19 protein-coding genes and 1 pseudogene are annotated in these 20,882 nt (G+C 59.1%); 3 read left to right on the top strand and 17 right to left on the bottom strand.

The features are described 5' to 3' along the window. Positions 1–308 precede the first annotated feature (308 nt). Complete coding sequence (locus MJ8_RS06690; RefSeq protein ID WP_201413653.1) at positions 309–761, top strand: MarR family winged helix-turn-helix transcriptional regulator; 453 nt, start codon at positions 309–311, stop codon at positions 759–761. A 7-nt stretch (positions 762–768) separates the two neighbouring features. Here MJ8_RS06690 and MJ8_RS06685 read toward each other — a convergent pair whose 3' ends face one another. The 11 genes and pseudogenes from MJ8_RS06685 to MJ8_RS06635 all read right to left on the bottom strand — a co-directional run bounded on the left by MJ8_RS06685 (position 769) and on the right by MJ8_RS06635 (position 11,088). Continuing rightward, positions 769–1,017 (bottom strand): dihydrofolate reductase family protein, encoded by a 249-nt coding sequence (locus MJ8_RS06685; protein ID WP_225248159.1) that lies wholly within the window; start codon positions 1,015–1,017, stop codon positions 769–771. A 346-nt stretch (positions 1,018–1,363) separates the two neighbouring features. Next, positions 1,364–3,187, bottom strand: a complete 1,824-nt coding sequence (gene glmS, locus MJ8_RS06680) for a glutamine--fructose-6-phosphate transaminase (isomerizing) (protein ID WP_201413652.1) — start codon at positions 3,185–3,187, stop codon at positions 1,364–1,366. 98 nt (positions 3,188–3,285) lie between these two features. Continuing rightward, the gene (locus MJ8_RS06675) at positions 3,286–4,101 is read right to left on the bottom strand and encodes a sulfotransferase (RefSeq protein WP_201413651.1); all 816 of its coding nucleotides are present in this window, start codon (positions 4,099–4,101) and stop codon (positions 3,286–3,288) included. Further along, entirely contained in the window at positions 4,094–4,273 is a 180-nt protein-coding gene (locus MJ8_RS06670; RefSeq protein WP_263649695.1) for an aldo/keto reductase, read from the bottom strand. The genes MJ8_RS06675 and MJ8_RS06670 overlap by 8 nt, the downstream gene beginning before the upstream one ends. 120 nt (positions 4,274–4,393) lie before the next feature. After that, positions 4,394–5,182, bottom strand: coding sequence for an ABC transporter permease (locus tag MJ8_RS06665; protein ID WP_201413649.1), 789 nt, complete (start codon positions 5,180–5,182; stop codon positions 4,394–4,396). Positions 5,183–5,185: 3 nt separating this feature from the next. After that, the gene (nodI, locus tag MJ8_RS06660; protein WP_201413648.1) at positions 5,186–6,094 is read right to left on the bottom strand and encodes a nodulation factor ABC transporter ATP-binding protein NodI; all 909 of its coding nucleotides are present in this window, start codon (positions 6,092–6,094) and stop codon (positions 5,186–5,188) included. A gap of 10 nt (positions 6,095–6,104) precedes the next feature. Next, positions 6,105–7,817 carry a nodulation protein NodU gene (gene nodU / locus MJ8_RS06655; protein WP_201413647.1) on the bottom strand — a complete coding sequence of 571 codons (1,713 nt, stop codon included), beginning with the start codon at positions 7,815–7,817 and terminating at the stop codon, positions 6,105–6,107. Between the two features lie 13 nt (positions 7,818–7,830). Further along, positions 7,831–8,477: pseudogene (gene nodS / locus MJ8_RS06650) on the bottom strand (nodulation methyltransferase NodS). Between the two features lie 10 nt (positions 8,478–8,487). After that, complete coding sequence (gene nodC, locus MJ8_RS06645) at positions 8,488–9,825, bottom strand: chitooligosaccharide synthase NodC (RefSeq protein WP_201413645.1); 1,338 nt, start codon at positions 9,823–9,825, stop codon at positions 8,488–8,490. Positions 9,826–9,841: 16 nt separating this feature from the next. Then, positions 9,842–10,501, bottom strand: coding sequence for a chitooligosaccharide deacetylase NodB (gene nodB, locus MJ8_RS06640; RefSeq protein ID WP_201413644.1), 660 nt, complete (start codon positions 10,499–10,501; stop codon positions 9,842–9,844). Then, on the bottom strand, positions 10,498–11,088 hold the full coding sequence (locus tag MJ8_RS06635) for a NodA family N-acyltransferase (protein WP_201413643.1): 591 nt from the start codon (positions 11,086–11,088) through the stop codon (positions 10,498–10,500). The genes nodB and MJ8_RS06635 overlap by 4 nt, the downstream gene beginning before the upstream one ends. Before the next feature lie 442 nt (positions 11,089–11,530). On the opposite strand from MJ8_RS06635, the gene MJ8_RS06630 reads away from it, so the two are divergent. Beyond that, positions 11,531–12,730, top strand: a complete 1,200-nt coding sequence (locus tag MJ8_RS06630; RefSeq protein ID WP_201413642.1) for an IS256 family transposase — start codon at positions 11,531–11,533, stop codon at positions 12,728–12,730. A gap of 992 nt (positions 12,731–13,722) precedes the next feature. Here the strand turns inward: MJ8_RS06630 and MJ8_RS06625 are convergent. From MJ8_RS06625 to MJ8_RS06615, 3 genes are all read right to left on the bottom strand, one after another. Beyond that, positions 13,723–14,724 (bottom strand): LysR family transcriptional regulator, encoded by a 1,002-nt coding sequence (locus MJ8_RS06625; protein WP_201413641.1) that lies wholly within the window; start codon positions 14,722–14,724, stop codon positions 13,723–13,725. Between the two features lie 6 nt (positions 14,725–14,730). Beyond that, entirely contained in the window at positions 14,731–14,880 is a 150-nt protein-coding gene (locus MJ8_RS06620) for a hypothetical protein (protein WP_201413640.1), read from the bottom strand. Between the two features lie 455 nt (positions 14,881–15,335). Continuing rightward, positions 15,336–16,556, bottom strand: a complete 1,221-nt coding sequence (locus tag MJ8_RS06615; RefSeq protein WP_201413639.1) for an MFS transporter — start codon at positions 16,554–16,556, stop codon at positions 15,336–15,338. A gap of 164 nt (positions 16,557–16,720) precedes the next feature. Between MJ8_RS06615 and MJ8_RS06610 the strand changes: the two genes are divergently transcribed. After that, positions 16,721–17,551, top strand: coding sequence for an AraC family transcriptional regulator (locus MJ8_RS06610; protein ID WP_201413638.1), 831 nt, complete (start codon positions 16,721–16,723; stop codon positions 17,549–17,551). 693 nt (positions 17,552–18,244) lie between these two features. Here the strand turns inward: MJ8_RS06610 and MJ8_RS06605 are convergent. The 3 genes from MJ8_RS06605 to MJ8_RS06595 all read right to left on the bottom strand — a co-directional run bounded on the left by MJ8_RS06605 (position 18,245) and on the right by MJ8_RS06595 (position 20,496). Continuing rightward, complete coding sequence (locus MJ8_RS06605) at positions 18,245–18,835, bottom strand: NodA family N-acyltransferase (protein ID WP_201413637.1); 591 nt, start codon at positions 18,833–18,835, stop codon at positions 18,245–18,247. Positions 18,836–19,005: 170 nt separating this feature from the next. Further along, positions 19,006–20,214 (bottom strand): beta-ketoacyl-[acyl-carrier-protein] synthase family protein, encoded by a 1,209-nt coding sequence (locus tag MJ8_RS06600; protein WP_201413636.1) that lies wholly within the window; start codon positions 20,212–20,214, stop codon positions 19,006–19,008. After that, complete coding sequence (locus MJ8_RS06595; protein ID WP_201413635.1) at positions 20,215–20,496, bottom strand: acyl carrier protein; 282 nt, start codon at positions 20,494–20,496, stop codon at positions 20,215–20,217. Positions 20,497–20,882 lie beyond the last annotated feature (386 nt).

Genomic DNA, 20,882 nt, shown 5'->3' with positions numbered 1-20,882 from the left:
CATGCCGTTTTGTTGGTTAAGATCGAAATAGAATTTAGTGATTTATTTCCAGCCGTTTAGCCTGAGGGAAAATCCCTGATTGACTAAACAGCCCGTGTCGCGAACCTGACAATGCACTTCATGACGTTTGGCCCAAGATTCTGCTATATCAGACCCCAAATCCTGGCATGATGGATCAACCGATTGATGTCGAAATTCGTGCCGATCTGACTCATAGCGACTATTTGCTCTGACTCATAGCGACTATTTGCTATGAAGCATAGTATTTTGACTTGACAGGCGGCAGCGTTGCGGCGATTGCTTGGGACATGGATGAACCCCTTGTTGGCGACGGCGGTGAGGACGCGCTCGACGCCCAGATCGGCTACAATCTGCGACGCGCTTCGGCGCTGGCGCTCAACGACTTCAGCATCGAGATGGCGGATGCGGGGCTGCGCCCGGTCACCTACGCCATGCTGGCGCTGATCGAGGAAAAGCCCGGCATCAGCGCCGCCGAGCTCTGCCGCCGGCTCGGCGTGAAGAGCGCCAACATGGCGCCGCTGCTGGCCGAACTCGAAGAACGCGGCCTCATCGAGCGCGACGACCATGCCGGCGACAAGCGTGTGCGGGCGCTGGCTCTGACCTCGGCGGCGCAGGCGGCGATGCCGGCATGGCACCTCAAGGTGTCCCGCCACGAGGACCGTTTCCTCGCACGGCTGAGCAGGAAGAATCGCGCAACGCTGCTCAGGCTCCTGCGCCTGATCTGGACGGAAGAAGGCTGAGACTCCTTCATCCGGCCGATGCGTACCGGCTTACCACCATGCCGCAAGCATAGGTTTTCGAGCCAAGCAAATTCAGCCTGGCAAAGCCGCCCCGGTCGAAGATGCGGCGGCCGCCCCCAGCACCCGCCGGGTTGAAGAAGAGGTGGAACTCGTCGACCAGGCCGGCGGCGATCAGCGCCGAGGCACAGCCAGCGCCGCCGAAGACGGCGATGTTGCCGACCTCGCCCGCCCTCGGCGCGCCGACCTCGCGCGGCAAGTCACAGTTTGCAACACTCGTGCGCTCCCATCGCGAGGGTCTTCAGCCTTTCGCTCAGCACCACCTTAAGCGCGTCAACGATGCGCGCTTGGCGAAACAAAAGACATAGCCCTCGTCATCCCCGCCCTGCCCGATCTCCACTACGTCACCCCTACGATCCGAAGTGATCGCCGCCGGTGTCTCAACCACGAGCGGCCTAATGGTCAAAACGATTTCGGGAAAGGTGCCTTGGAGCACCGCTTACCATGATGGCAAATGCCGGGCCGATCCAAGCCTAGCGCGGGGTCAGTTATTGGCAGGACTCACCAACCCTACCGTACCATGACGAAACTGCGACGGCTAACGCTCACTCGACGGTCACCGACTTCGCGAGATTGCGCGGCTGATCGACATCGGTACCCATGAAGACCGCCGTCAAGTAAGCGAGCATTTGAAGCGGCAGCGCATAGACTATCGGTGCGATGAGGTCGGGCGCGTCAGGTAGCACGATCGTTTCGAAAGCCTTCACCGAAGCATGCGCGGCACCCTTTCCGTCAGTGATCAGGATGATCTTGCCGCCACGCGCCGCGACTTCCTGCATGTTCGACACGGTCTTCTCGAACACCCGGTTATGCGGGGCGATCACGATTACCGGCATCGTCTCGTCGATCAGCGCGATCGGCCCGTGCTTCAATTCACCCGCCGCATAACCCTCGGCATGGATATAGGAGATTTCCTTGAGCTTCAGCGCACCTTCCATTGCGAGCGGATAGTTGGTGTCGCGCCCGAGGTAAAGGACGTGTCGGGCGTGGGCAATTTCCCGCGCCACCTTTTCGATGCCGTGCTGAAGCTTCAACGCCTCGCTTACGAGACGCGGCGCATCGCAGAGCTGCCGTATCAGTGCTTTTTCTTCCTCGCGGGTGATGGTGCCGCGAGCGGCAGCAGCGCGGGCGGCGAGGGAAGCGATTACCGCGAGCTGGCAGGTAAAAGCTTTGGTCGACGCAACGCCGATCTCCGGGCCGGCAAGCGTCGGAAAGACGCCATCCGACTCCCGGGCCATCGTCGATCCCCCTACATTGACGATGGAGGCGATCGGAATGCCCGCGTTGCGGCAGTAGCGGAGGGAAGCGAGCGTGTCGGCCGTTTCACCGGACTGGGAGACAAAGAGTGCGGCGGCGCCCTTCGCGAGTGGGATCTCGCGGTAGCGGAATTCCGACGCGATATCGATGTCGACCGGCAGCCGCGCAAGCCGCTCGAACCAGTATTTGCCGATCAAACCTGCAAGATAGGCAGTGCCACATGCGGAAATAGTCAAGCGGTCGAGCTTGGCAAAGTCGAACGGCATGTCGAGCGGCCGCCAGGTCCCGCCGGCGAAGTCAAGGTAATGCGCGAGTGTATGGGAGATCACCTCCGGCTGTTCATGGATCTCCTTCTCCATGAAGTGCCGATGGTTACCCTTATCAACGACAAGAGTGGTGCCGATCGACTGCTGCCGTTGCCGCTCGACCGGGTTGCCGCCGAGATCGAAGATCTGCGCCTGATTGCGGCGCACGATGGTCCAATCGCCATCCTCGAGATAGGTGATCGAATCGGTGAATGGCGCCAGCGCGATCGCATCCGACCCCAGGAACATTTCCCCTTGACCGTGGCCGACGGCGAGCGGCGGACCGTTGCGCGCGCCGACGATGAGGTCCTCGTCGCTGCGGAACATGATGGCGAGTGCGAAGGCGCCTTCCAGTCGCTTGATCGCCCTGTGGGCCGCCTCGGCCGGGGCAACACCGCGCTTTATCTCACGCGACACCAAATGCGCGACCACCTCGGTATCGGTCTGCGAGGAAAATTCGTAACCGTCGCCAACGAGTTCGTCGCGCAGTTCGGCGAAATTCTCGATGATGCCGTTGTGGACGATGGCGACGTCGTCTGAAAAATGCGGATGGGCGTTGGTTTCGTTCGGCGCTCCATGCGTTGCCCAGCGTGTGTGGCCGATTCCTATCTTGCCGTCCAGCGGTTCCGCTTGGAGGCGCCTTTCCAGATTGACGAGCTTGCCTTCCGCTCGGCGCCGCGCCAGCACGCCAGATTCGATCGTGGCAACGCCGGCCGAGTCATAGCCGCGATATTCCAGCCTCTTCAAAGCATCGGCGATAAGCGGCGCAACTGGGGCTTGCCCAATGATTCCGACGATCCCACACATTGGTTGAGGTCCCTCGCTTCACTGAAAAGGAACGACTAAAAGAGAGGCGCAGTACTGAGGAGAAAGCCTCGATGGCTCGGACTTTCGCCGGCCGGTCATCAACGGAGACATGGCGCAGATGCCGCCGGGGCCGGTGATTCAGTTGCCAGCCGATCGTCCACTGCCCTTTTCCCCTCGCCGACCTCAAAGAACCTCGCGTAAGGCCCATGTGCGAAGTGGCGCCTCAACTCATGGAAATTCTCGATCGTATGTTCTAGCGGTCGCGTTTCCTGGCGCTGAAGGACGGCCGCACCACGAACCCGAAACGCTGGAACCCCTAGGAAATCCCAGATTGTTGCCAAGCATGTGGCGGGTTCGCGAAGAAGGCTCTCGTACTCGATCTCAAGCACGTTGGCCTTCGCGAAGGAGTGCGCGACCTGAGCGTGGAAATCGTCGGCAGTCTTGAAGTAAGCCTCGCAGTCCGCGATCGACAATCTAACTTGCGGCGGCGGAGCATCATTGTCCGAACTGAACTTTAGCCATTGGCGCGTTTGCCTCGCCTGTATGAGCGACCGTAACGATTCCAAGGTGTTCTCGCGAACCACGAGGATGACTTTGAGTCTTGGCCAGCGTGTCAGCTCGGCAAAAAAACCCGGACGATCATGAAACTGAGGTTCATTGACCTTGCAGCCGACGTGCGTCACCTTCTTGTCGCTGCGCGTGGGGTGGCGCAAGTAGGCAAGCTCAAGAAGCTCGCGATCGCTGCAAAGCAGACGATGTTTATCGGGCCAATTCGTGTCGTACGCGTTAAGCAGCTCACCGTTGCTCAACACATTCGGATGCTCGTTCAGCAATTCTTCCAGGTAGTGTGTGCCAGTCCTTGGCATGGCCAGGATCACAAACGGCGCAGGCGGCGGCATGTGGCGATCAGTCATTGCATGTGGTCCCAACCTTAGTCGCAAGCGCAACATCTTGTCTGCAGCGGGTGTTGCGTAGCCAAGTGCCGACATAGCGCTCCGAAAACCCATGTGTCTCCGCGCGGGGTGGCACAGGGTACATCTCGGTTGTGTCGACCAAGTTTATGCCGGCATCTAAGGCTGCCTCCATTTGCGCGTGCGCCTCGCCTTCCGTGTTCAGCTCTCCCCAACTCATGGTGGCCAAGCCGAGCACGCTCACCTTCAGGCCGTCGCGGCCTAGTTCACGATATTGCATCGAGCATCTCCTTCGTCAGCGCATCAGGCGCCGACGCAACAGCGCCGCCGATAAAAAGAACGGCAAAACCGCGTACGTGCAAAGTGTCGTAATATGAAGTCCGACGCCTTCGGCTGGGTGGCCAAGCATGACCGGGCGAATGAGGTCGACCGAGTGAGCCAGAGGCAAGAAGGACGCTACCTGCTGAAACGCGCCTGGCATTTGGCTGACCGGAAAGACGGCGCCGGACAGGAATAACATGGGCGTGAGGACAAGCGTTTGGTAAAACACGAGACAGTCGTAATTGGGCGCAAGTGCCGCGACCACCATCGCCAGGCTCGCGAAGGCGAGGCCAGTGAGGGCGATGATTGGCAGCGTGTAGAGAATGGATTGCCACTCTGTATAGCCGAGCGTGGCAGCAACCAGCGTGATTGCCGTACCGGCCAGAAGGGACTTTGTCCCGGCCCAGGCCAACTCACCGAGTACGATATCGCCGAGCGTGAGTTGGGTGCACAGCATCGCTTCCCAGGTGCGCTCGCCTCCCATGCGAGCGAAAGTCGAGTAGATCGTTTCGTAGGTCGCCGAGGTCATCGCGCTTACCGCAGCCATGCCAGCCGCCAGAAAAGCTACGTACGAAGTGCCGTCGACGCGGCCTATCATTATCCCGAGGCCAAGCCCGAGAGCGAACAAAGAGATCATCGGTTCGGCGAGGTTCCCGAGAACCGCCGCAAACGCGATTTTCTTCCAAGCCAAATAATTGCGCCGCCATACTGCGACCCAATTCCATGCGTTGGCGGGCATGGCCGCCACATAACCTTGGTTCATTGTTCAGTCCCTCATCTCGCGCCCGGTCAGGCGCAAGAAAACATCCTCAAGATTCGGCGGGCGTTGCAAAAGGCGCAGACCAGCAGCCCCACGCAGTTGCACGAGCACATGCTCGGGATCGGGCGCATAGCAAAAGAGAGTTTCGCCGCTCACCTCGATGCGTTGCGCGTATGGTTTGATAAGCGCTCGCAGCTCGTTGGGATTGCCGCCATAGACCTCGACCACTTGGCAGCCTATCTGCTCCTCGATCAACGCGTCTGGTCGCCCTTCGGCGATCTTGCGCCCTTGCTCGAGTACGCACAGCCGGTCGCATAACCGCTCGGCTTCCTCCATGAAGTGAGTGGTCAAGAGTATCGTTTTTCCGCGCGCCAACAGTGAACGCAGGCGTTCCCAGATCAGGTGGCGCGCCTGTGGATCGAGGCCAGTGGTCGGCTCGTCCATGACCAGCAGCTGCGGGTCGTTGATCAGCGCGCGGGCTAGCGTCAGGCGTCGCTTCATGCCGCCAGACAGTTCGCTCACGCGTGCATCCGCCTTGTTCTCGAGGCGGGCGAACTCGAGCAGCGACGGGATGACCGCTTCGACCTCACGTCTGCTCATGCTGAAATACCGCCCGAAGACCAGCAGGTTCTCACGGACCGTGAACCTATGATCAAGGTTGTCGAACTGCGGAACCACGCCGATCCGTCGACGTGCCAAACGGGCGCGTGCCGGCACTGGCACGCCGAACACCGTGATCTGACCTGCGTCAGGCGTTGCCATGCCGAGGACTAGCCGCGTGATCGTGCTTTTACCCGCGCCGTTCGGTCCCAGGAGGCCCAAGCACTCTCCGGGCGCAACGGCAAACGACATTCCGTCGACAACGACCCTGTTGCCGTATGATTTCGTCACGCCGGTAAAGTCGATTGCTACCATCGTCGCGCACTCAACTCAGCGTAAGGACGCCATCGAGCGGCGATAGCTCAGTTGCGGGGGTCTTGGTCAACAGCACGCCGTCGCACCATATGTGTTCAATACGTCCCCACTGGCAGGCTGCGGCGGCATCCGGAAAGAACCCACGCCCATGGTGGTTGGCACTCGTATTGCAAAGCAGCGGAATGCCCGTGAGTTTTTCATATTCGACGAGTAGCTCGGCCACCTTGTGCTGAGAGGTTCTGCAAATCGTCTGCAATCGCGCAGAACCGTCGAGATGCACAACAGCGGGAACTTTGTCCTGCCATTCCGTCCGCGTCTGGTGATCGAACAACATGTAAGGATCGGGCGTTCCAGGACTGAATATCTCCGGTGCACGGTCCTCAAGGCAGATCGGTGCCACTGGCCGGAAGTGTTCGCGAAGTTTGACCTCGTTGAGATAGTCCTTCATTTCCGGCGAAGTCGCGGCCGCAAGAATGCTTCTGCCACCCAATGCCCGTGGTCCGAGCTCGGCGCGCCCGCTGAGGAAAATTACGGGCTTGTTGCTGGCGAGGATGGAGGCTAGTTCCGTCATACTGCACGGTGCGGCATCCCATCCAGAAGGTAGTTGGCCACCCACGAGGGCCGGACCACTGTAAACCGACCACTCCAGAGGCACGAAGCCATCTTGCGCAACCATTGCGCTGCAAGCGGCACCGATTGCCGATCCGCTGTCATTCGGAAACGGCGGTACCCACACAGCATCGAAGAGGCCCGTCTCGCGTAACGCGCTGTTCCATTTGATGTTGAGACCGCAGCCGCCAGCGATGCACAAATTTCGCGACCCCGAAAGATGCGAATGCCGCTGCATAGCGTTCGCCATTTCGCGGGCAAGGAGACGCTCGAGAAAAAGATGGAACGACGCCAGCACATCTTCGGGTGACTGATCGCTCAGTCGAAGCGCACTGGCTTCGAAGAAGTCGTGCACGGCCTCAAGCAAGGGCTCGGCACTGGTGATATTGGCGCGATAACGGCTGGCAAGATCTGTATCGCCCGCAAAGCGCTCTTCGTACAGTTCCTGAAACACCGCCACGATGTCTTCGTCGACCGATCCGAGCGCGATGTAGGCCATCAGCTTGCCAGCAACACCTAGGTCCCAGTCACCGCGACCCGCCCGCTTGTAAGGCCCGAAGTGATGGCCCGCTGCAGCGTAAACATGGCCTATTACCGGGAACAGGCATTCCAGGAGCCGAGCTCCCCGGCGTTCTACATAATAGAGGCGTGGAAAGATGCAGCCGTCCCACACCAAGCAGAACGCGGGTTGCCCGGTTTTGGCAAACGGGCTGGTGCAATATGCCGAGGTCACATGGCCAGTAACATGCGGGTAGCTTTTGTAAGAGAAGAATCTTCCATCGAGCTTTAGGCCGGAGCCATCGAGCGAAGTGAGAACACCATCGGGATGGCGTTCGACATAAGGTGCCCCTTTGAGAGTGATTGGAGTCGCTCCGCTGAGGACCTGGAACTGCGACTCCACATCCCCGTCCCAGCCGTCGATGACGAACTGATCAATGTCCTGGGCATCCAGACCGTGTTGCGCCAAAGCGGCGACAACTGCCTCCAGATCGTCGATGGCTTGATACCGTCGGTTGTTGTCCCGCTTCTCCTGCTCAATGCAAAAGACGAGCCGTCCGTCCTCGACAACGGCGACCGCACCGTCATGCGTCAGCTTGATACCACAAATACGCATAAAGTCTCCTCGTCTAACGCAGACAACTCGATTCACCCGGATGCCGAACCGGACTCCGAAAAAGGGCGAGCACGCAATCTTGATTTGGGGTCTCACCCTGGCACTGCAGGTGATCGATAGCGATCAAAGTTTCGTTCAGCATGGCCATGACTGTCTCGGCGCCAGCGGCGTGACCCCAGCGCCGGCAAGTGGCGTCGCGCGCAGACCCGAAGACCAGGTGCCCACCTGGCGCAAGCATCCGCGCAAGGTTGCGGATGGCAGCGCGCATCTCGGCTACGCCGTTGAGGTAGTAGAGAACCTCCGCTACGACGATCAGATCGAACGGTTCCTCAGGCGAGAACTGTTGAACGTCGGCGACTGCCCATGTGATATGTGGTGGCTCCTTCATCCGTTGGCGCGTTCGAGCAATCGCCCGCGGCGCCACATCGATCACTGTGAGCCGTTGACAATGGGGCGCTAGTCGTTCCGTGAACGCGCCTGCGGCACACCCGACTTCGAGTGCATTAGTGATGGAACCCTGGGAAAGCGACAGCCGGAGCATTTGGGTGTGCCGCTCCCGCTCGAACGGATTGGCGTCGAGCAGCCACGGATCGTCTGCGGCTAGTTCCCGATCCAACAATTGATGATTGTTGTCCTGCTTCAAAATTTGTCTACCTCGATAACGCAACTATCACTCGTCGGAAGTCACCAACGCTGAACAATCCCGTGCAAGGTGGCGCATACGATGCTGTGCCGAATCTCCCGCTAGTTTCGTAGTGTTTGATCCAGTGAGCGGGGTTGGGACGGGGGTCTCTTTTTCATGTTTATCTGGCGCGCTCGCCGCGAAGCTGCGCGACAGCCAATCGCTATTACTCAACGTACATAACGCATAAGCTTTCAGGGGAAGTAAGAGAAAGACGTTGATGAACGTGTGGAGAGAAAAGCCTAGAAATCGAATTTGACGAGCACGAAGCGCCACCACACTGCACCGCACCAAGGTCATGGATATGATCATCAGCACTGTCCACCATGGCACCGTGCCAGTTAGTGCGAACTGCGCGATACCTGTTAATACTGATACAGCGAGAAGCAGCGGTCCGAGATTCTGTCCAACCACGTCCAATGTTAGAAAGCGGTCGAGGCCAGGCAGAAGGTTCAGGGCAAGCCAGGTGTCTCGGAAAGTGCTGCGTGCCCAGCGGAGTTGTTGGCGCAGATACGGCCCCAGCCTGTCCGGAACGACTGTTGCCGCGATGGCGCCGGGAACGTACTCGGTTCGAAGGCCCGCTTTCAGCATGAGGATCGTAAGGTGGCGATCCTCACCGAAGTCGCTTGGTTTCCCCCGAAATGTTTGCGTCTCATACTGATCCAGCAGCAAAAGAAGTGCGGATCGACGGTACATCGCACATGGGCCGCAGCAGCACATTACGGCGCCGAAGCGAGCCTGCGCCGCGCGTTCTTCATTGCAAGCCAGCCAGTACTCCATATCGATCAACCGGGTCAGCCAGGTGTCGCTCCGGTTGCTGGCTGTCAACTGGCCCATGGCGGCGCCGACCGCTGGATCTCGCATCTTCAGCGCAAGTTTCGCGACAACGTCGGACGCCAGCATCGTGTCCGAGTCGACATTGAGCACCAAGTCTCCAGATGAGCGGCGTATCGCGGCGATCTGCGCCTTGCGCTTTCCGGCATTTTTGGGGAGCAGTATGAAGTTGAATCTTGGGTCGCTCGCGAAGGTCTGGTGCACAGGTGTGACGGCGTCGCGATTTCCAGAACCGTCATCAACAACATAGACCCGCAGTCTTCCAGTGTATTCCTGGTTTGCAATAGAAGTGAGGCACGCGAAGAGTGTGCGCGGGTCCTCGTTGTAGCAGGGAACGATGACGTCCACGCTCGGCCAAAGGTCGACCACGTCGTCCGATACCGATGAAACGCTCGATGGCCGGGCATAGGCCGCCTGCATGCTCTTATATGCGCTCGAGAGCAGCGCATAACAGGAGATGGCGACAGTGCTGGTTGTATCTAGAAGGTCCATGAGATCTTTGGTCTGTTCAGTGCTGTTGGGGAAGCGAGCGCATTTCAAATCCGCGGTCGCGCAATGCTGGAATTATGTGGGATAGCGCCATGATGGTTTGGCTGCGCAAGCTGGCGTCACTGCACGGTTTCATCTCGCTGGGAGGGCACCCGTCGTGCAAGAGCACGATTGCGCCCGGCCTGACGGAGGCCAGCACCGCGTCGACGATCGCGTCGACGCCGGGAAGAAACCAGTCTCGCGGGTCTACCGACCAGTGAACCGCCGCAAGGCCAGCGCTCGCCGAGGAAACGATGACCTCTTCGGTCCAGACGCCATACGGAGCGCGCATGTACCGCACCGAAGCCCGGGGGCAAGCCACCTTGATGGCTTTATTCGCCTCCAATATCTCGCGTTGCACTTGCCCGGGTTCGCATTCGGACAGATCAGGATGAGTCATTGTGTGGTTGGCCACCTCATGCCCTTCCGCGATCATTCGTTGGATCAATTCCGGCTGGTCTGCGGCGTACGCGCCGATAACGAAGAAGGTCGCCGCCACCCGGTGTGCCGCCAGCACATCGAGCACCTGCGGCGTGCAAAACGGATGAGGCCCGTCGTCAAACGTCAAATACACGCTGAGTTGGCCGGCATCGTTCGCGCACTCGTTGCGCACTTTAGATAAGCAGTCGAAGTGGCTCAAAGCTCTGGTCCGTTCCGATCAATCATCTCGCCGGCAGGCCATTCCGAGATCGGACGTCCAACTGGCACGACTAGGACAAGTGCGTCGTCTATGCGCGTGGGCGGTTTGTCGAGAAGCGCGTCTCGAAGGGTGGAGCGCACGCGAATGCCCGACTTGACGACCACCAGACCGCCTCGCCCAAATCTTGCAACGAGGTTATGCAACGCTGGCCGAACCGTGCCGAAGCCGAATGGAACCCCGAGTTCCTGCAGCACTGGAAGCACGATGCGGAATGAGCTACTGATACCGAGCCCCTCGAGATCCGGGCGTATCCCGTACAATCCGAGTTCCGCCACTAGCAGATCGGTCTGATCGATTTTGATGAAACGGCGCAGCAATCCCATGTGTGCCGCAACCCCGCTCGAGTCATACGCGATCGCGCGGAACTCAGGTCTAGCCCCGGCCCAGCTTCGGCTGCCTTGGAATGGCTTGGCATTAAAGGTCCCGGTCGGTCCGTATGTCCTTCGAAAGAACTCCGCGAGTTCGACATGGTCGGACAGCTGCAACTCGTTTTCCCAGCACAGCTTCCACCGCACCTGAGAGCGCATACAAAGAACTCCTTTTCGATGCTTACCTAGGAACACGTTACGCGGTCGAGCCCCGTCATTGCTGAAGGTCAGACACTGTCGTCAGCGATCGTGATGCTTAGGCAATTGGACTGGTAGACCCGGTACTACGGTGCTCCAGCGCTGATGGGCTCTCTCAAAACTTGCCGTCCTTCCTGAGCCCACCTTGATTTCGCTGTTTCTAATGCAACATCCCGTCCGATTGGTAAAATTGATTGTTTGGATGATGAGCATTCGTTTTGTGGATATGGCAGCCCCTGATGCCCTGCTGAGGTCGTGCCCCGCTGAGTGGTGTAGCTCGACGGTGGAGAAGCCGCTCGCGAGCGCGCCCTCAATTGCGCCGAAGCGAGCGAGCGGCGGTGGTCATCGATGTTCTTCGGTAGGGTTGGGTTGCTGAGACCAACCTGATTCGAAGGAACGACCGATGACCGACGACATGATGAACCTGCGCGCGCTCGTGGAGAAGACCCCCGACGCCGATATCCTGCGCGAGATGATCGGCTTTGCTGCCGAGCGGCTGATGGAGCTGGAGGTGGGCACGGCGACCGGCGCCGGCTATGGCGAGAAGAACCCGCTTCGGCAGGCCCAGCGCAACGGCTATCGCGAGCGCGACTGGGAGACGCGGGCCGGAACGGTCGAGCTGCGCATTCCCAAGCTCAGGAAGGGCTCTTACTTCCCCTCGTTCCTGGAGCCGCGGCGCATGGCCGAGAAGGCGCTCACCGCGGTCATCCAGGAAGCCTATATCCAAGGCATCTCAACCCGCTCGGTCGATGATCTGGTCAAGGCGATGGGGATGAGCGGCATTTCCAAGAGCCAGGTCAGCCGACTGTGCGAGGAGATCGATGGCAAGGTGAAGGCCTTCCTCGAACGCCCGATCGAAGGCGACTGGCCATATTTGTGGATCGATGCGACTTATCTGAAGGTGCGCCGCGGCGGCCGCATCGTCTCGGTCGCCGTCATCATCGCGGTGGGCGTGAACAGCGACGGCCGGCGCGAGGTGCTGGGCATGGAGATCGGCACCTCGGAAGCCGAACCGATCTGGACAGAGTTCCTGCGCAAGTTGACCCGGCGCGGCCTCAGAGGTGTCAAGCTGGTTGTCTCCGATGCTCACGAAGGCATCAAGGCAGCAGTCTCCAAGGTGCTGTGCGCCACCTGGCAACGCTGCCGGGTTCATTTCGCCCGCAATGTGCTGGCCCATGCCGGCAAGAGCGGCCGCCGCGTCGTCTCGGCCTTCATCGCCACCGCCTTCGCCCAGGAGACGGCGGAAGCCGCCAGCCTGCAATGGCGCGCCGTCGCCGACCAGATCCGGCCGAAGGTGCCGAAACTCGCCGCCATCATGGATGAGGCCGAGCATGATGTGCTCGCCTACATGAGCTTCCCCAAGGAGCATCGTGTCAAGCTGCACAGCATAAACCCGATCGAGCGGCTCAACGGTGAGATCAAGCGGCGCACAGAGGTCGTCGGCATCTTTCCCAACGACGACGCCATTGTCCGCCTCGTCGGAGCATTGCTGCTGGAGCAGAATGATGAATGGGCCGTCCAGCGAGCCCGCTACATGTCTCTTGAGACCATCAGCCAGATGAGTGATGATCCGCTCGTCAGCCTGCCGGCAGTGGCACGCTGATCAATCCGGCCCTTGCCGGAGAGCACGGCGACCAATGCCGTCACCTACACCACGTCAGTGGGCACGATCCCTGCTGACCGCCCCAACCTCACCACGCCAGTACGCAGCATCAACTTCAGCCACCTGCCCAGAGCGCGACCCAGCCAAGTGGCGTGTTCGTTTCGGCGATGAGTTATTGGATAAGGGGCCGCGAACTGAATCTGACACCACATGCCGAACGGCTCGCTCGCGACGCGTGTCCGAGGGGTTTTGCTGCAAATCCAGCACTGCATGTTCATTGGGACGATTTCGACCCTGTGCCTGATCCCCGTTTCAGGACGCTTTTCAAAAGGCCGTCGAGCGTGCCGCGTAGGAAGCTCCCTCCGTCGAGCCTTCGAACTGCTCGCAATCGCAGAGGCGCCCCTGAGTGCTCCGGCGTGGTGACATCGATTTTCCGCTTATGCCGGAATGTGCATGTCGAGGGCGCACAGGCCGCACGGCGTTGCACGAACAAAGAGCTATCCGGGCAACTCACATTCGAAAGAGCTCACGGCGTGATTGGCTTGGGCTCGATCATCGAAGCAGGCAAAAGCCCGCTGCAGATTGTGGCCTGGTCATTCCAAGTGATTTCGCGCATTGCTGCTTGGGCAGCGCTACCCGGTTGAGCTCGAGTCGAGATATGCGGCCAGTGCGGCAACGATAATGCTTTGCAAACGCGGTGTGAACGGGGCGAGCTATTTTCAACAAATATGACAGTGGCTGCGCGCATTCGTTTCCCTGGCGGCGATGCCTGTTCCATAATAGGCGATGAGCTGTGCCGTATGTAATACTCGGCCATATCGCCCCCGAACAGCAGACGGGTTCAGCATCTGGAGAAGGGACGTGAACCCATGCGGACCATAGCTGTGGGCCGGATAGGTAATTCTTCACGATCGAGGCGGCCGCTAAGGCTGCGTGGGACCGACAGGGTCATGGGCAGCATTGACGCGGTTCAGGGGTGCCATGCTGCCCGTTTACAATCCTGGCCATGATGAAATTTGCACATTGGAACTGACAATATCCGCACCTGTCCTGTCGACCAGGGACTCGGCTGTTGCTAGCGGCGAAACCATACCAGACGCCTCCTGGAATAAAATTTCGCGCATCCAGAGGCTTGCCGGATCATTATCATGAGGCGCAGGCCATTGAGCGACCTCGGTGAACGGAAGGAGGAGGCGCAGCGGAAGCTCGACGATTTGGAGGGGTATCGTTTTCGCGAAATGACGCGCCAGCCTTAAGGGCATGGTTCCTATGCGCTGGGTACCCACGACCATGTGCGGGATCATGCTGAAGCCCTGTACGACGACGTCGATACGTTTCTTGTGGCCGTGCTCCTGCAAATACCATTCGTCCATGCCTGGCCTCTGCGTATTGCCGAACTTGACCGCAACGTGCCCCATCGACATGTATCTTTCGAAGGTGAGTGGCTCCGAGAGCCGTTTGTTGGAGCGACAGCCCACACACACATGTACATCGTCGAACAGTCTTGCTCGAGGATGAGCATTAGACGTGAACATTTCCGGGAGAACTAAAAGATCGACTTCGCCGCGCCGGATGAGGTCCTCGTTGTCGTCGGTGTGAGGCCGAAATTCGAAGCTGACGGCGGGAGCTTCTCGCGCCACACGCTCCATGACCCCTTCAAAAAACACGAGCGTCACGTAATCGGAGAGAATGATTCTGAAGCAACGATCTGATTGGGCCGGGTCAAACGGATCCCAGGAAATAATGGAGTGCTGAATGTGCAGCAGAGCCTCACGCACGGCGGGCGCGAGCCGTTCCGCACGCGGAGTAGGGGTAAATTCGCGGCCAACCATCGTAAACAGGTCATCTCGGAAATAGTCGCGTAACCGCGCGACGGCCGCACTCATTGCCGGCTGACTGAGCTTGACGCTGCGTGCCGCCGCCGTGAGGCTACGCTCGGTCAATAAGGCGTCGAGCGCGACCAGGAGATTTAAATCAAGACCCTTGAACCGCATATGTCGTTATCCGCGATCTGAATCAACTTTGCCGAACCATTGATCGGCGGCTTCATCACAAGGATAGATTTGCCAGGCAGACGCCGCCAGATCCGCCGACCGGATGGTGCGCTGTCGGTCCGCCCGACCGCCGGCCTGCTGGTCAATGTAACTCATGCCTCTCGTCCACTCCGGTCGACTATCGCTCCAGCGGGCCAATCGCCGATCAGCCGTGCAATAGACTCAGCTGCTGCTCAGCTTCGTGTGGCCTTGAACCGCTTTGCATTAAAGCCTCTAATCGGGCCATAGCTCTTTCGGACGAACTCCCTGAGTTAGCTATGGTCGGAAAGTTGCAAATCGCTTTCCCACAATTCCCTCGCACGTAGAAGGCATAGAAAGATCTCCTTCTTGCTATCGGCTGCATTTCGAAGATCTGGACGACCTCAGGCGGGACATCATAGCTCAGGCCACAGCCCGCTGATGCCTTCATAAGTTTGGACGCGCGCAAGGGTGGACGCCAGATCGCGACGCCGTCTTGAGCTGAGAGACCGATTTTGAGGTGTCGGCTTTGGCTCATCTACGAAAAAATTCCTGCGTCAGGGTTTCCCCGGGCAGTGAGAGGCATAGGCGTATCATGCATGTGCGAAACGTGCGTGGGCCGTTGTCGCCAATGCAATGACGGCCATCACGAGAGGAACGGAGGAAAGCCCCAGCACGGTGTTCCACCCGTATGCCGTCAGCAGACCGCCGGACAGGAAAGAGCCAAAGGTCATGGTTCCGAATACGGCGAAGTCGTTGAGCGACTGGACGCTCTCTCTTTCCTCGGGGCGGTGGCATTCAAGCACAAGTGCGGAAGCCCCAACGAAACCGAAGTTCCAGCCAACGCCCAATAGAATGAGGGCGATCCAGAAATGCGCCACATCAACGCCCATTAACCCGACCGCTGCCGATAAGCCGGTCAGAACAAGACCACTCAAAACCACGCTGGGCGCACCGAGACGGTTAATCAGGCGTCCGGTGAAGAAGCTTGGGGCATACATTGCGATCACATGCCATTGAATGGCGAGATTGGAGGACTTCTGCGACAGGCCGCAGAGCTGCATTGCCAGAGGAGCGGCGGTCATCAGAAAGTTCATGAGCAGGTAAGAGACCACGCCACAGATGACTGCCGTAATGAAGCGGGGTTGACGGGCAACGATACTCAAGGGGCGACCATGGGCAGCCTCGGCAGCAGTGGGTTTCGGTAGGCGGACACTCACCAGAAGCAGCGCGGATATCGCAGCCAGTGCCGCCTGTGCAAGGTAGCTCGCCGCAAACATGTGCGGCATCCAAAGATACATCGTGTTGTTGACAAGCTGCGGCCCAATCACGCCGGCGAAGACGCCGCCCGCCATTACGAAGGACAAAGCGCGCGGGCGCCGTTCAGGCGATACGCATTCCGCCGCAGCGAAGCGGAAGGAAACCACGACGGAGGCATAGGAGCCGCTAAAGAGGGTTGCGACACAGTACAACCAAAAGGAGCCAATCACCACAGCAATCGCCGCCAACAGGCCTCCGAGCACACCGCACCCCGTCCCGATCAGAAATGCCGCGCGACGACCGTAGCCTCGGGCGATGGCCCCCGCGGGCAGGGTCGAGGCCGCCATTCCCACCACGAACATCGATATCGGAAGCGTGGCCAGTGCGGCGTTTGGCGCGAGTATGTTTCCGACGACCGCACCGGTAGAATACACAACCGCCGAATTTGCCCCGCCCAGCGCCTGCGCGATGGTTAACCGCGCGACGTTGCCTCTGGCGGAGTCATAATATGATGAGGCCGTCGCGGGCACGCTGTTTGCAGTGATTTCTGACATCCGAACTCACAAGGCACGAGCGGTCGATCCGACACGAGGGATCATCGCGTCGAGAGGCGAAGGCGTTTGGCAGTTGATTTGGCGGCCTATTAGCGCTTTTTCATGTGGCTGTATTTCAATGGAGAGACAAATGATGTAGAATACCTGCCAAAATGGAGGGTGGGATGACTTGGCATGCGATCACCGCGCCCGCCGGGGTTCGTCCTCCCCAGCCGATCACCGTGCGGGCGCAAACCATTCCTGCGCGTCACTACTTTCCAGACCACTCACACACCTGGCATCAGTTGGTCTATGCGATCTCGGGGGTGCTGACTGTCTATACAGAAGGGGAATCCTTCGTGATCACACCGGATCAGGCGGTGTGGTTGCCAACCGGCGTCGTGCATCGGGTCGGCTCGCTTCTCGGCGCCGTGTTCCGAAGCCTCTGGATTGCTGATGAAGCCGGCGCAAACTTACCGAAAGTGCCGACTATCTTCATGATGTCACCTTTGCTCCAGGCCTTGATTGTCGAGGCCACGGAACTTGAGAGCAAGCCGGAAGGGGATGGCTACTCTAACCGGGTGACCGCTCTTATCCTTGACCAGCTTGTGCGAGTACAGCTGCTGCCGTCGGCTTTGCCATGGCCTCGCAATGCGCCGCTGACCGCTCTGTGCGAGGCACTGTATATGGATCCCACCGACAACCGAAGCCCGCAACAATGGGGGCTGGCGTTGAACATATCTCCTCGCACATTGGCACGCCGCTTCAACACCGAGTTGGGCATGAGCTTACGCTCGTGGCGACGACGCCTTAGGCTCTTCCGTTCAATAGAGCTTCTAGGCGGTGGTCTAGGCGTGACACAGGTCGCCATGGAACTCGGCTACGGTTCGGCATCCGCCTTCGTCTATGCATTCCGCACCGAGATGGGTAGTAGTCCCCAAGCCTACATGCGCCGCCATCTCATGAACAGTGCAGGCCCAAAAACGGGCGCCGACTTTCAGAGGCTGAACGATTGAGCCGTACCGTCACGTCGCGCTCGGCAGGATGCTATCAGGCCGTGTTCCAAGGCTCGAACCTTCGGCACGTTGCCTTCGAAGTGCTCCGCCTGAATCGTGGTCAGTTGCCTTGTGCAGGCTGCGACAGCGTTGAGGGCGCTTACTATGCGAAATAACGATCCCGATGCCGGGATGCTGTGCGTGTTCTGCTGCGCATAAACGCGAGGTCGCCGCGCGCGGCGGCAAGATCGTCCCGATCACCGATGAAGGGGGCCGCGCACTCTTCGATGAGGCTTTCAAAACGGGCGTGCTACCGCATGTGCTCGTCTCATCGCGACAATGGCCCACGCGCTGCCGCTTAATGCTCGCTGCTTCACGGCAGTCATTTTGGCATGTCGACCAGCCACGCCATTTCGGGAACTCGGTGACGGTGGAGTATGAGCCGCTTACGCATCCCCGTTTACTTGACGTCGTTTGCTGGGCGGCGCGTCGTACCCCGGCCAAGGGGTGCGTACAAGCAGATTCTCTTCGCACCAATTGGCAGCGCGATCCAGGATGGCCTGGGGCTCAAAGTTGGGCCTTCTGCAATCCCCGTTGGATCAGTTACAACACTGGCATTAGGCTCAACCAGCACATCCACGATTTCTGGTGGGCGGAATGAATGAAGATCCAGACCGGCCTTCAAATAGTTGAGGCGCCGCTCTCGAAACAGCCTTAGAGCTCGGGTCCGTTCCGATCGATCATCGTGCCGGGGGGCCAATCACTGATCGGGCGTCCAACTGGCAGAACCGTGACAAGTGCATCATCGACGCGGGTTGGTGGAAGGTCGAGGCGCGGCTGCGGTAAGGTTGATCGAACGCGAATTCCCGAAAGAATTGTCAGCGGGCTATGTTGACTGAACCTTTCAATATGTCTGTGCAAGGCTTGCCGAACGGTGCCGAAAGCGAATGGAACATTAAGTTCCTGAAGTATTGGGTGGACGGCGCGGATCGAATGGCCAATTCCGAGCCGTTCAAGATCCGGACGTACCCCGTACAGTCCTAATTCAGCGACCAACAGATCAACTGTGCCAATTTTGATGAAGCGGCGCAACAAACCCATATGCGCCGCTACACCGGCGGAATCGTAAGCGATTGCACGAAGCTCAGGTCTCGCCCCGGCCCAACTTTTACTACCTTCGAATGGTTTTGCGTTGAACGCTCCGGTCGGGCCATACGATTCGCGAAAGAATTTGGCGAGTTCGACATGGTCTTCGAGTTGCAACTCGCTTTCCCAACTCAATTTCCACCGCACCGCAGAGTGCATATAGAGATCTCCCTCTTCTCGCTGTCTCTTCAATTGATCACGCTATGGAATTCCCCGCGGGGTGAGAGTACCAATGTAAAGGAGAGTGTATCCATCTGACACAATTCTCCTCCCTGCCGCGCTCCAGAACTCACCAGGGTCCGCTCTACCATCGATAGGACAGAATCCCTCTATATCTGACTGAACGCCAGAACCGCGTTGGTGCCGCCCATGGCGAAGGCGTTGCTCATTGCGACGCGCACTTTGCGCTCGCGCGGCACATTGGGAGTAATGTCAAGATCGCAAGCGGGGTCTGACTCCCGGTAGTTGGCCGTTGGTGGCACGACCCCGTCCTGAATCGCCATCACACAGGCGATCATTTCCAGCGCGCTCGCTGCGCCGAGACAATGTGCATGCACAGACTTCGTAGAGGATATAGACATTGAATAGGCATGGTCACCAAAGACGCGCTTGATCGCCGCCGTTTCAGTCTGATCGTTGGCCTTGGTGCCGGTTCCGTGCGCGTTGAGATAGTCTACCTCGTCGCCATTCAACCCGGCATCAGAAAGGCAGGCACGCATCGCAGCCTCGGGTCCCTCGACTGCAGGCGCTGCGATGTCGAACGCGTCGGCGGAAAGGCCGACGCCGGCGATTTCGGCAAGTACTGTGGCGCCGCGCGCTTTAGCATGCTCGTAGCTTTCCAGCACAGCCATGCCCGCACCCTCACCCAGCACGACGCCCTTTCTGTCGGCCGAGAAGGGCCGGCAGGTATCCGGCGCAAGCACGCGCAATGCCTCCCACGACTTCAGCACGCCCCATATGAGTGGCGCATCGCTGCCGCCGGCAACCATGACATCGGCGCGGCCAAGCCTAATCTGATCCACGGCCGAAGCGATCGCATGGTTGGCTGAGGCACAAGCGGACGTGACCCCGAAGACCGGCCCCCTCAAGCCAAGGCTCATGCTGACATGGCCGGCGGCCGCACTCGGCATAACCTTAGGTGCGGTGAGGAGCGCAGCACGGCTCGCGCCATTCAAAAGGATAGCGCGGTAGTTTTCTTCAATCGAGTCCCAGCCGCAGATGCCGACGCCCACCGTTGCGCCGAAGCGGTAGGGGTTGCCTGCGTCCGCTGAAAGTCCAGCCTGTCGCATGGCTTCGCGCGCTGCAATGACGGCAAGCAGGCTGAAACGGTCCATCGAGACGAGTTGTTTCCGGGCGACATCGTGTTGCGGAAGCGCCTTGATCTCGGCACCGATTATCCCCTTCAACTCGTGGAGTTCAGAATTGACAAGGGGCCCAATGGCCGAGCGACCTTCGCGCATTGCTTTCCATATGGAAGCGGCGTCAGTGCCTAGCCCGCACAGTCCACCTATTCCAGTAATGACGACGCGCTTCCCCACTCAATCCTCCTTATTGAGGAAGCTGCGGACGGCCTCCACTACGTCGCCGATAGTGTCGAGGTTTGACCAGGCGTCAGCCGTGTTGAAATCGATTTTGATGCCGTGAGCCTGCTCAAGGTCCCAGAGAATATCAGCCATGCCTAACGAATCGACACCCAGAGAAGTCAGTTTTGTGGTAGTCGTTATCTCGGCGCCGTCCAAGGCGATGTCGATATCGGCACCGTTAGACACGGCGCGATTCTTGATTAGAGCGATGATGTTGGTTGCGAATTGATCTGGCATCTTGCTCCTATCTGCTTGCGGTTCGGCCAAACGGCACCACGAGTCGCGAAATTGCCGGCAGCCGGGCGGCTCCGGACGCGAAGGCGTAGGGATCATAATCATCGACGCTGCGACTAGGGTACGCATTGCATGCAGTCGCCAATCGCGACTCTGACCAGAGCTTCGCTGGAGGCATTCGTAGTTACATTTTAGAGATCGACAAAATTGATTTTTTGGATCATTTCCATTTGCAATATGGATGCATTACCCTGGAGACGATCTATTCCCCCGGCCGTTGAGGGCGCAGTCACGGTCGGCGCCATTGGCGATGGCGCGACGGCTACGGCGAGGGTTAACGCCCCAGGACGTATCGGGAGTCGACTAGGGCGATCCGTCTAGCCCATGAG

Origin of the sequence: Mesorhizobium sp. J8 (assembly GCF_016591715.1) — a bacterium.
Lineage (GTDB): Bacteria > Pseudomonadota > Alphaproteobacteria > Rhizobiales > Rhizobiaceae > Mesorhizobium.
The sequence above is the reverse complement of the archived record's forward strand: the minus strand, read 5'-3'. Positions and strand labels throughout refer to the sequence as shown.

What these genes read in the sequence shown, in the direction of transcription:
- MJ8_RS06690 (WP_201413653.1), top strand. Translation starts at nt 309, where the DNA reads ATGGATGAACCCCTTGTTGGCGACGGCGGTGAGGACGCGCTCGACGCC.
- glmS (WP_201413652.1), bottom strand. Translation starts at nt 3,187, where the DNA reads ATGTGTGGGATCGTCGGAATCATTGGGCAAGCCCCAGTTGCGCCGCTT.
- MJ8_RS06675 (WP_201413651.1), bottom strand. Translation starts at nt 4,101, where the DNA reads ATGACTGATCGCCACATGCCGCCGCCTGCGCCGTTTGTGATCCTGGCC.
- MJ8_RS06670 (WP_263649695.1), bottom strand. Translation starts at nt 4,273, where the DNA reads ATGGAGGCAGCCTTAGATGCCGGCATAAACTTGGTCGACACAACCGAG.
- MJ8_RS06665 (WP_201413649.1), bottom strand. Translation starts at nt 5,182, where the DNA reads ATGAACCAAGGTTATGTGGCGGCCATGCCCGCCAACGCATGGAATTGG.
- nodI (WP_201413648.1), bottom strand. Translation starts at nt 6,094, where the DNA reads ATGGTAGCAATCGACTTTACCGGCGTGACGAAATCATACGGCAACAGG.
- nodU (WP_201413647.1), bottom strand. Translation starts at nt 7,817, where the DNA reads ATGCGTATTTGTGGTATCAAGCTGACGCATGACGGTGCGGTCGCCGTT.
- nodC (WP_201413645.1), bottom strand. Translation starts at nt 9,825, where the DNA reads ATGGACCTTCTAGATACAACCAGCACTGTCGCCATCTCCTGTTATGCG.
- MJ8_RS06635 (WP_201413643.1), bottom strand. Translation starts at nt 11,088, where the DNA reads ATGCGCTCTCAGGTGCGGTGGAAGCTGTGCTGGGAAAACGAGTTGCAG.
- MJ8_RS06630 (WP_201413642.1), top strand. Translation starts at nt 11,531, where the DNA reads ATGACCGACGACATGATGAACCTGCGCGCGCTCGTGGAGAAGACCCCC.
- MJ8_RS06625 (WP_201413641.1), bottom strand. Translation starts at nt 14,724, where the DNA reads ATGCGGTTCAAGGGTCTTGATTTAAATCTCCTGGTCGCGCTCGACGCC.
- MJ8_RS06620 (WP_201413640.1), bottom strand. Translation starts at nt 14,880, where the DNA reads ATGAGTTACATTGACCAGCAGGCCGGCGGTCGGGCGGACCGACAGCGC.
- MJ8_RS06615 (WP_201413639.1), bottom strand. Translation starts at nt 16,556, where the DNA reads ATGTCAGAAATCACTGCAAACAGCGTGCCCGCGACGGCCTCATCATAT.
- MJ8_RS06610 (WP_201413638.1), top strand. Translation starts at nt 16,721, where the DNA reads ATGACTTGGCATGCGATCACCGCGCCCGCCGGGGTTCGTCCTCCCCAG.
- MJ8_RS06605 (WP_201413637.1), bottom strand. Translation starts at nt 18,835, where the DNA reads ATGCACTCTGCGGTGCGGTGGAAATTGAGTTGGGAAAGCGAGTTGCAA.
- MJ8_RS06595 (WP_201413635.1), bottom strand. Translation starts at nt 20,496, where the DNA reads ATGCCAGATCAATTCGCAACCAACATCATCGCTCTAATCAAGAATCGC.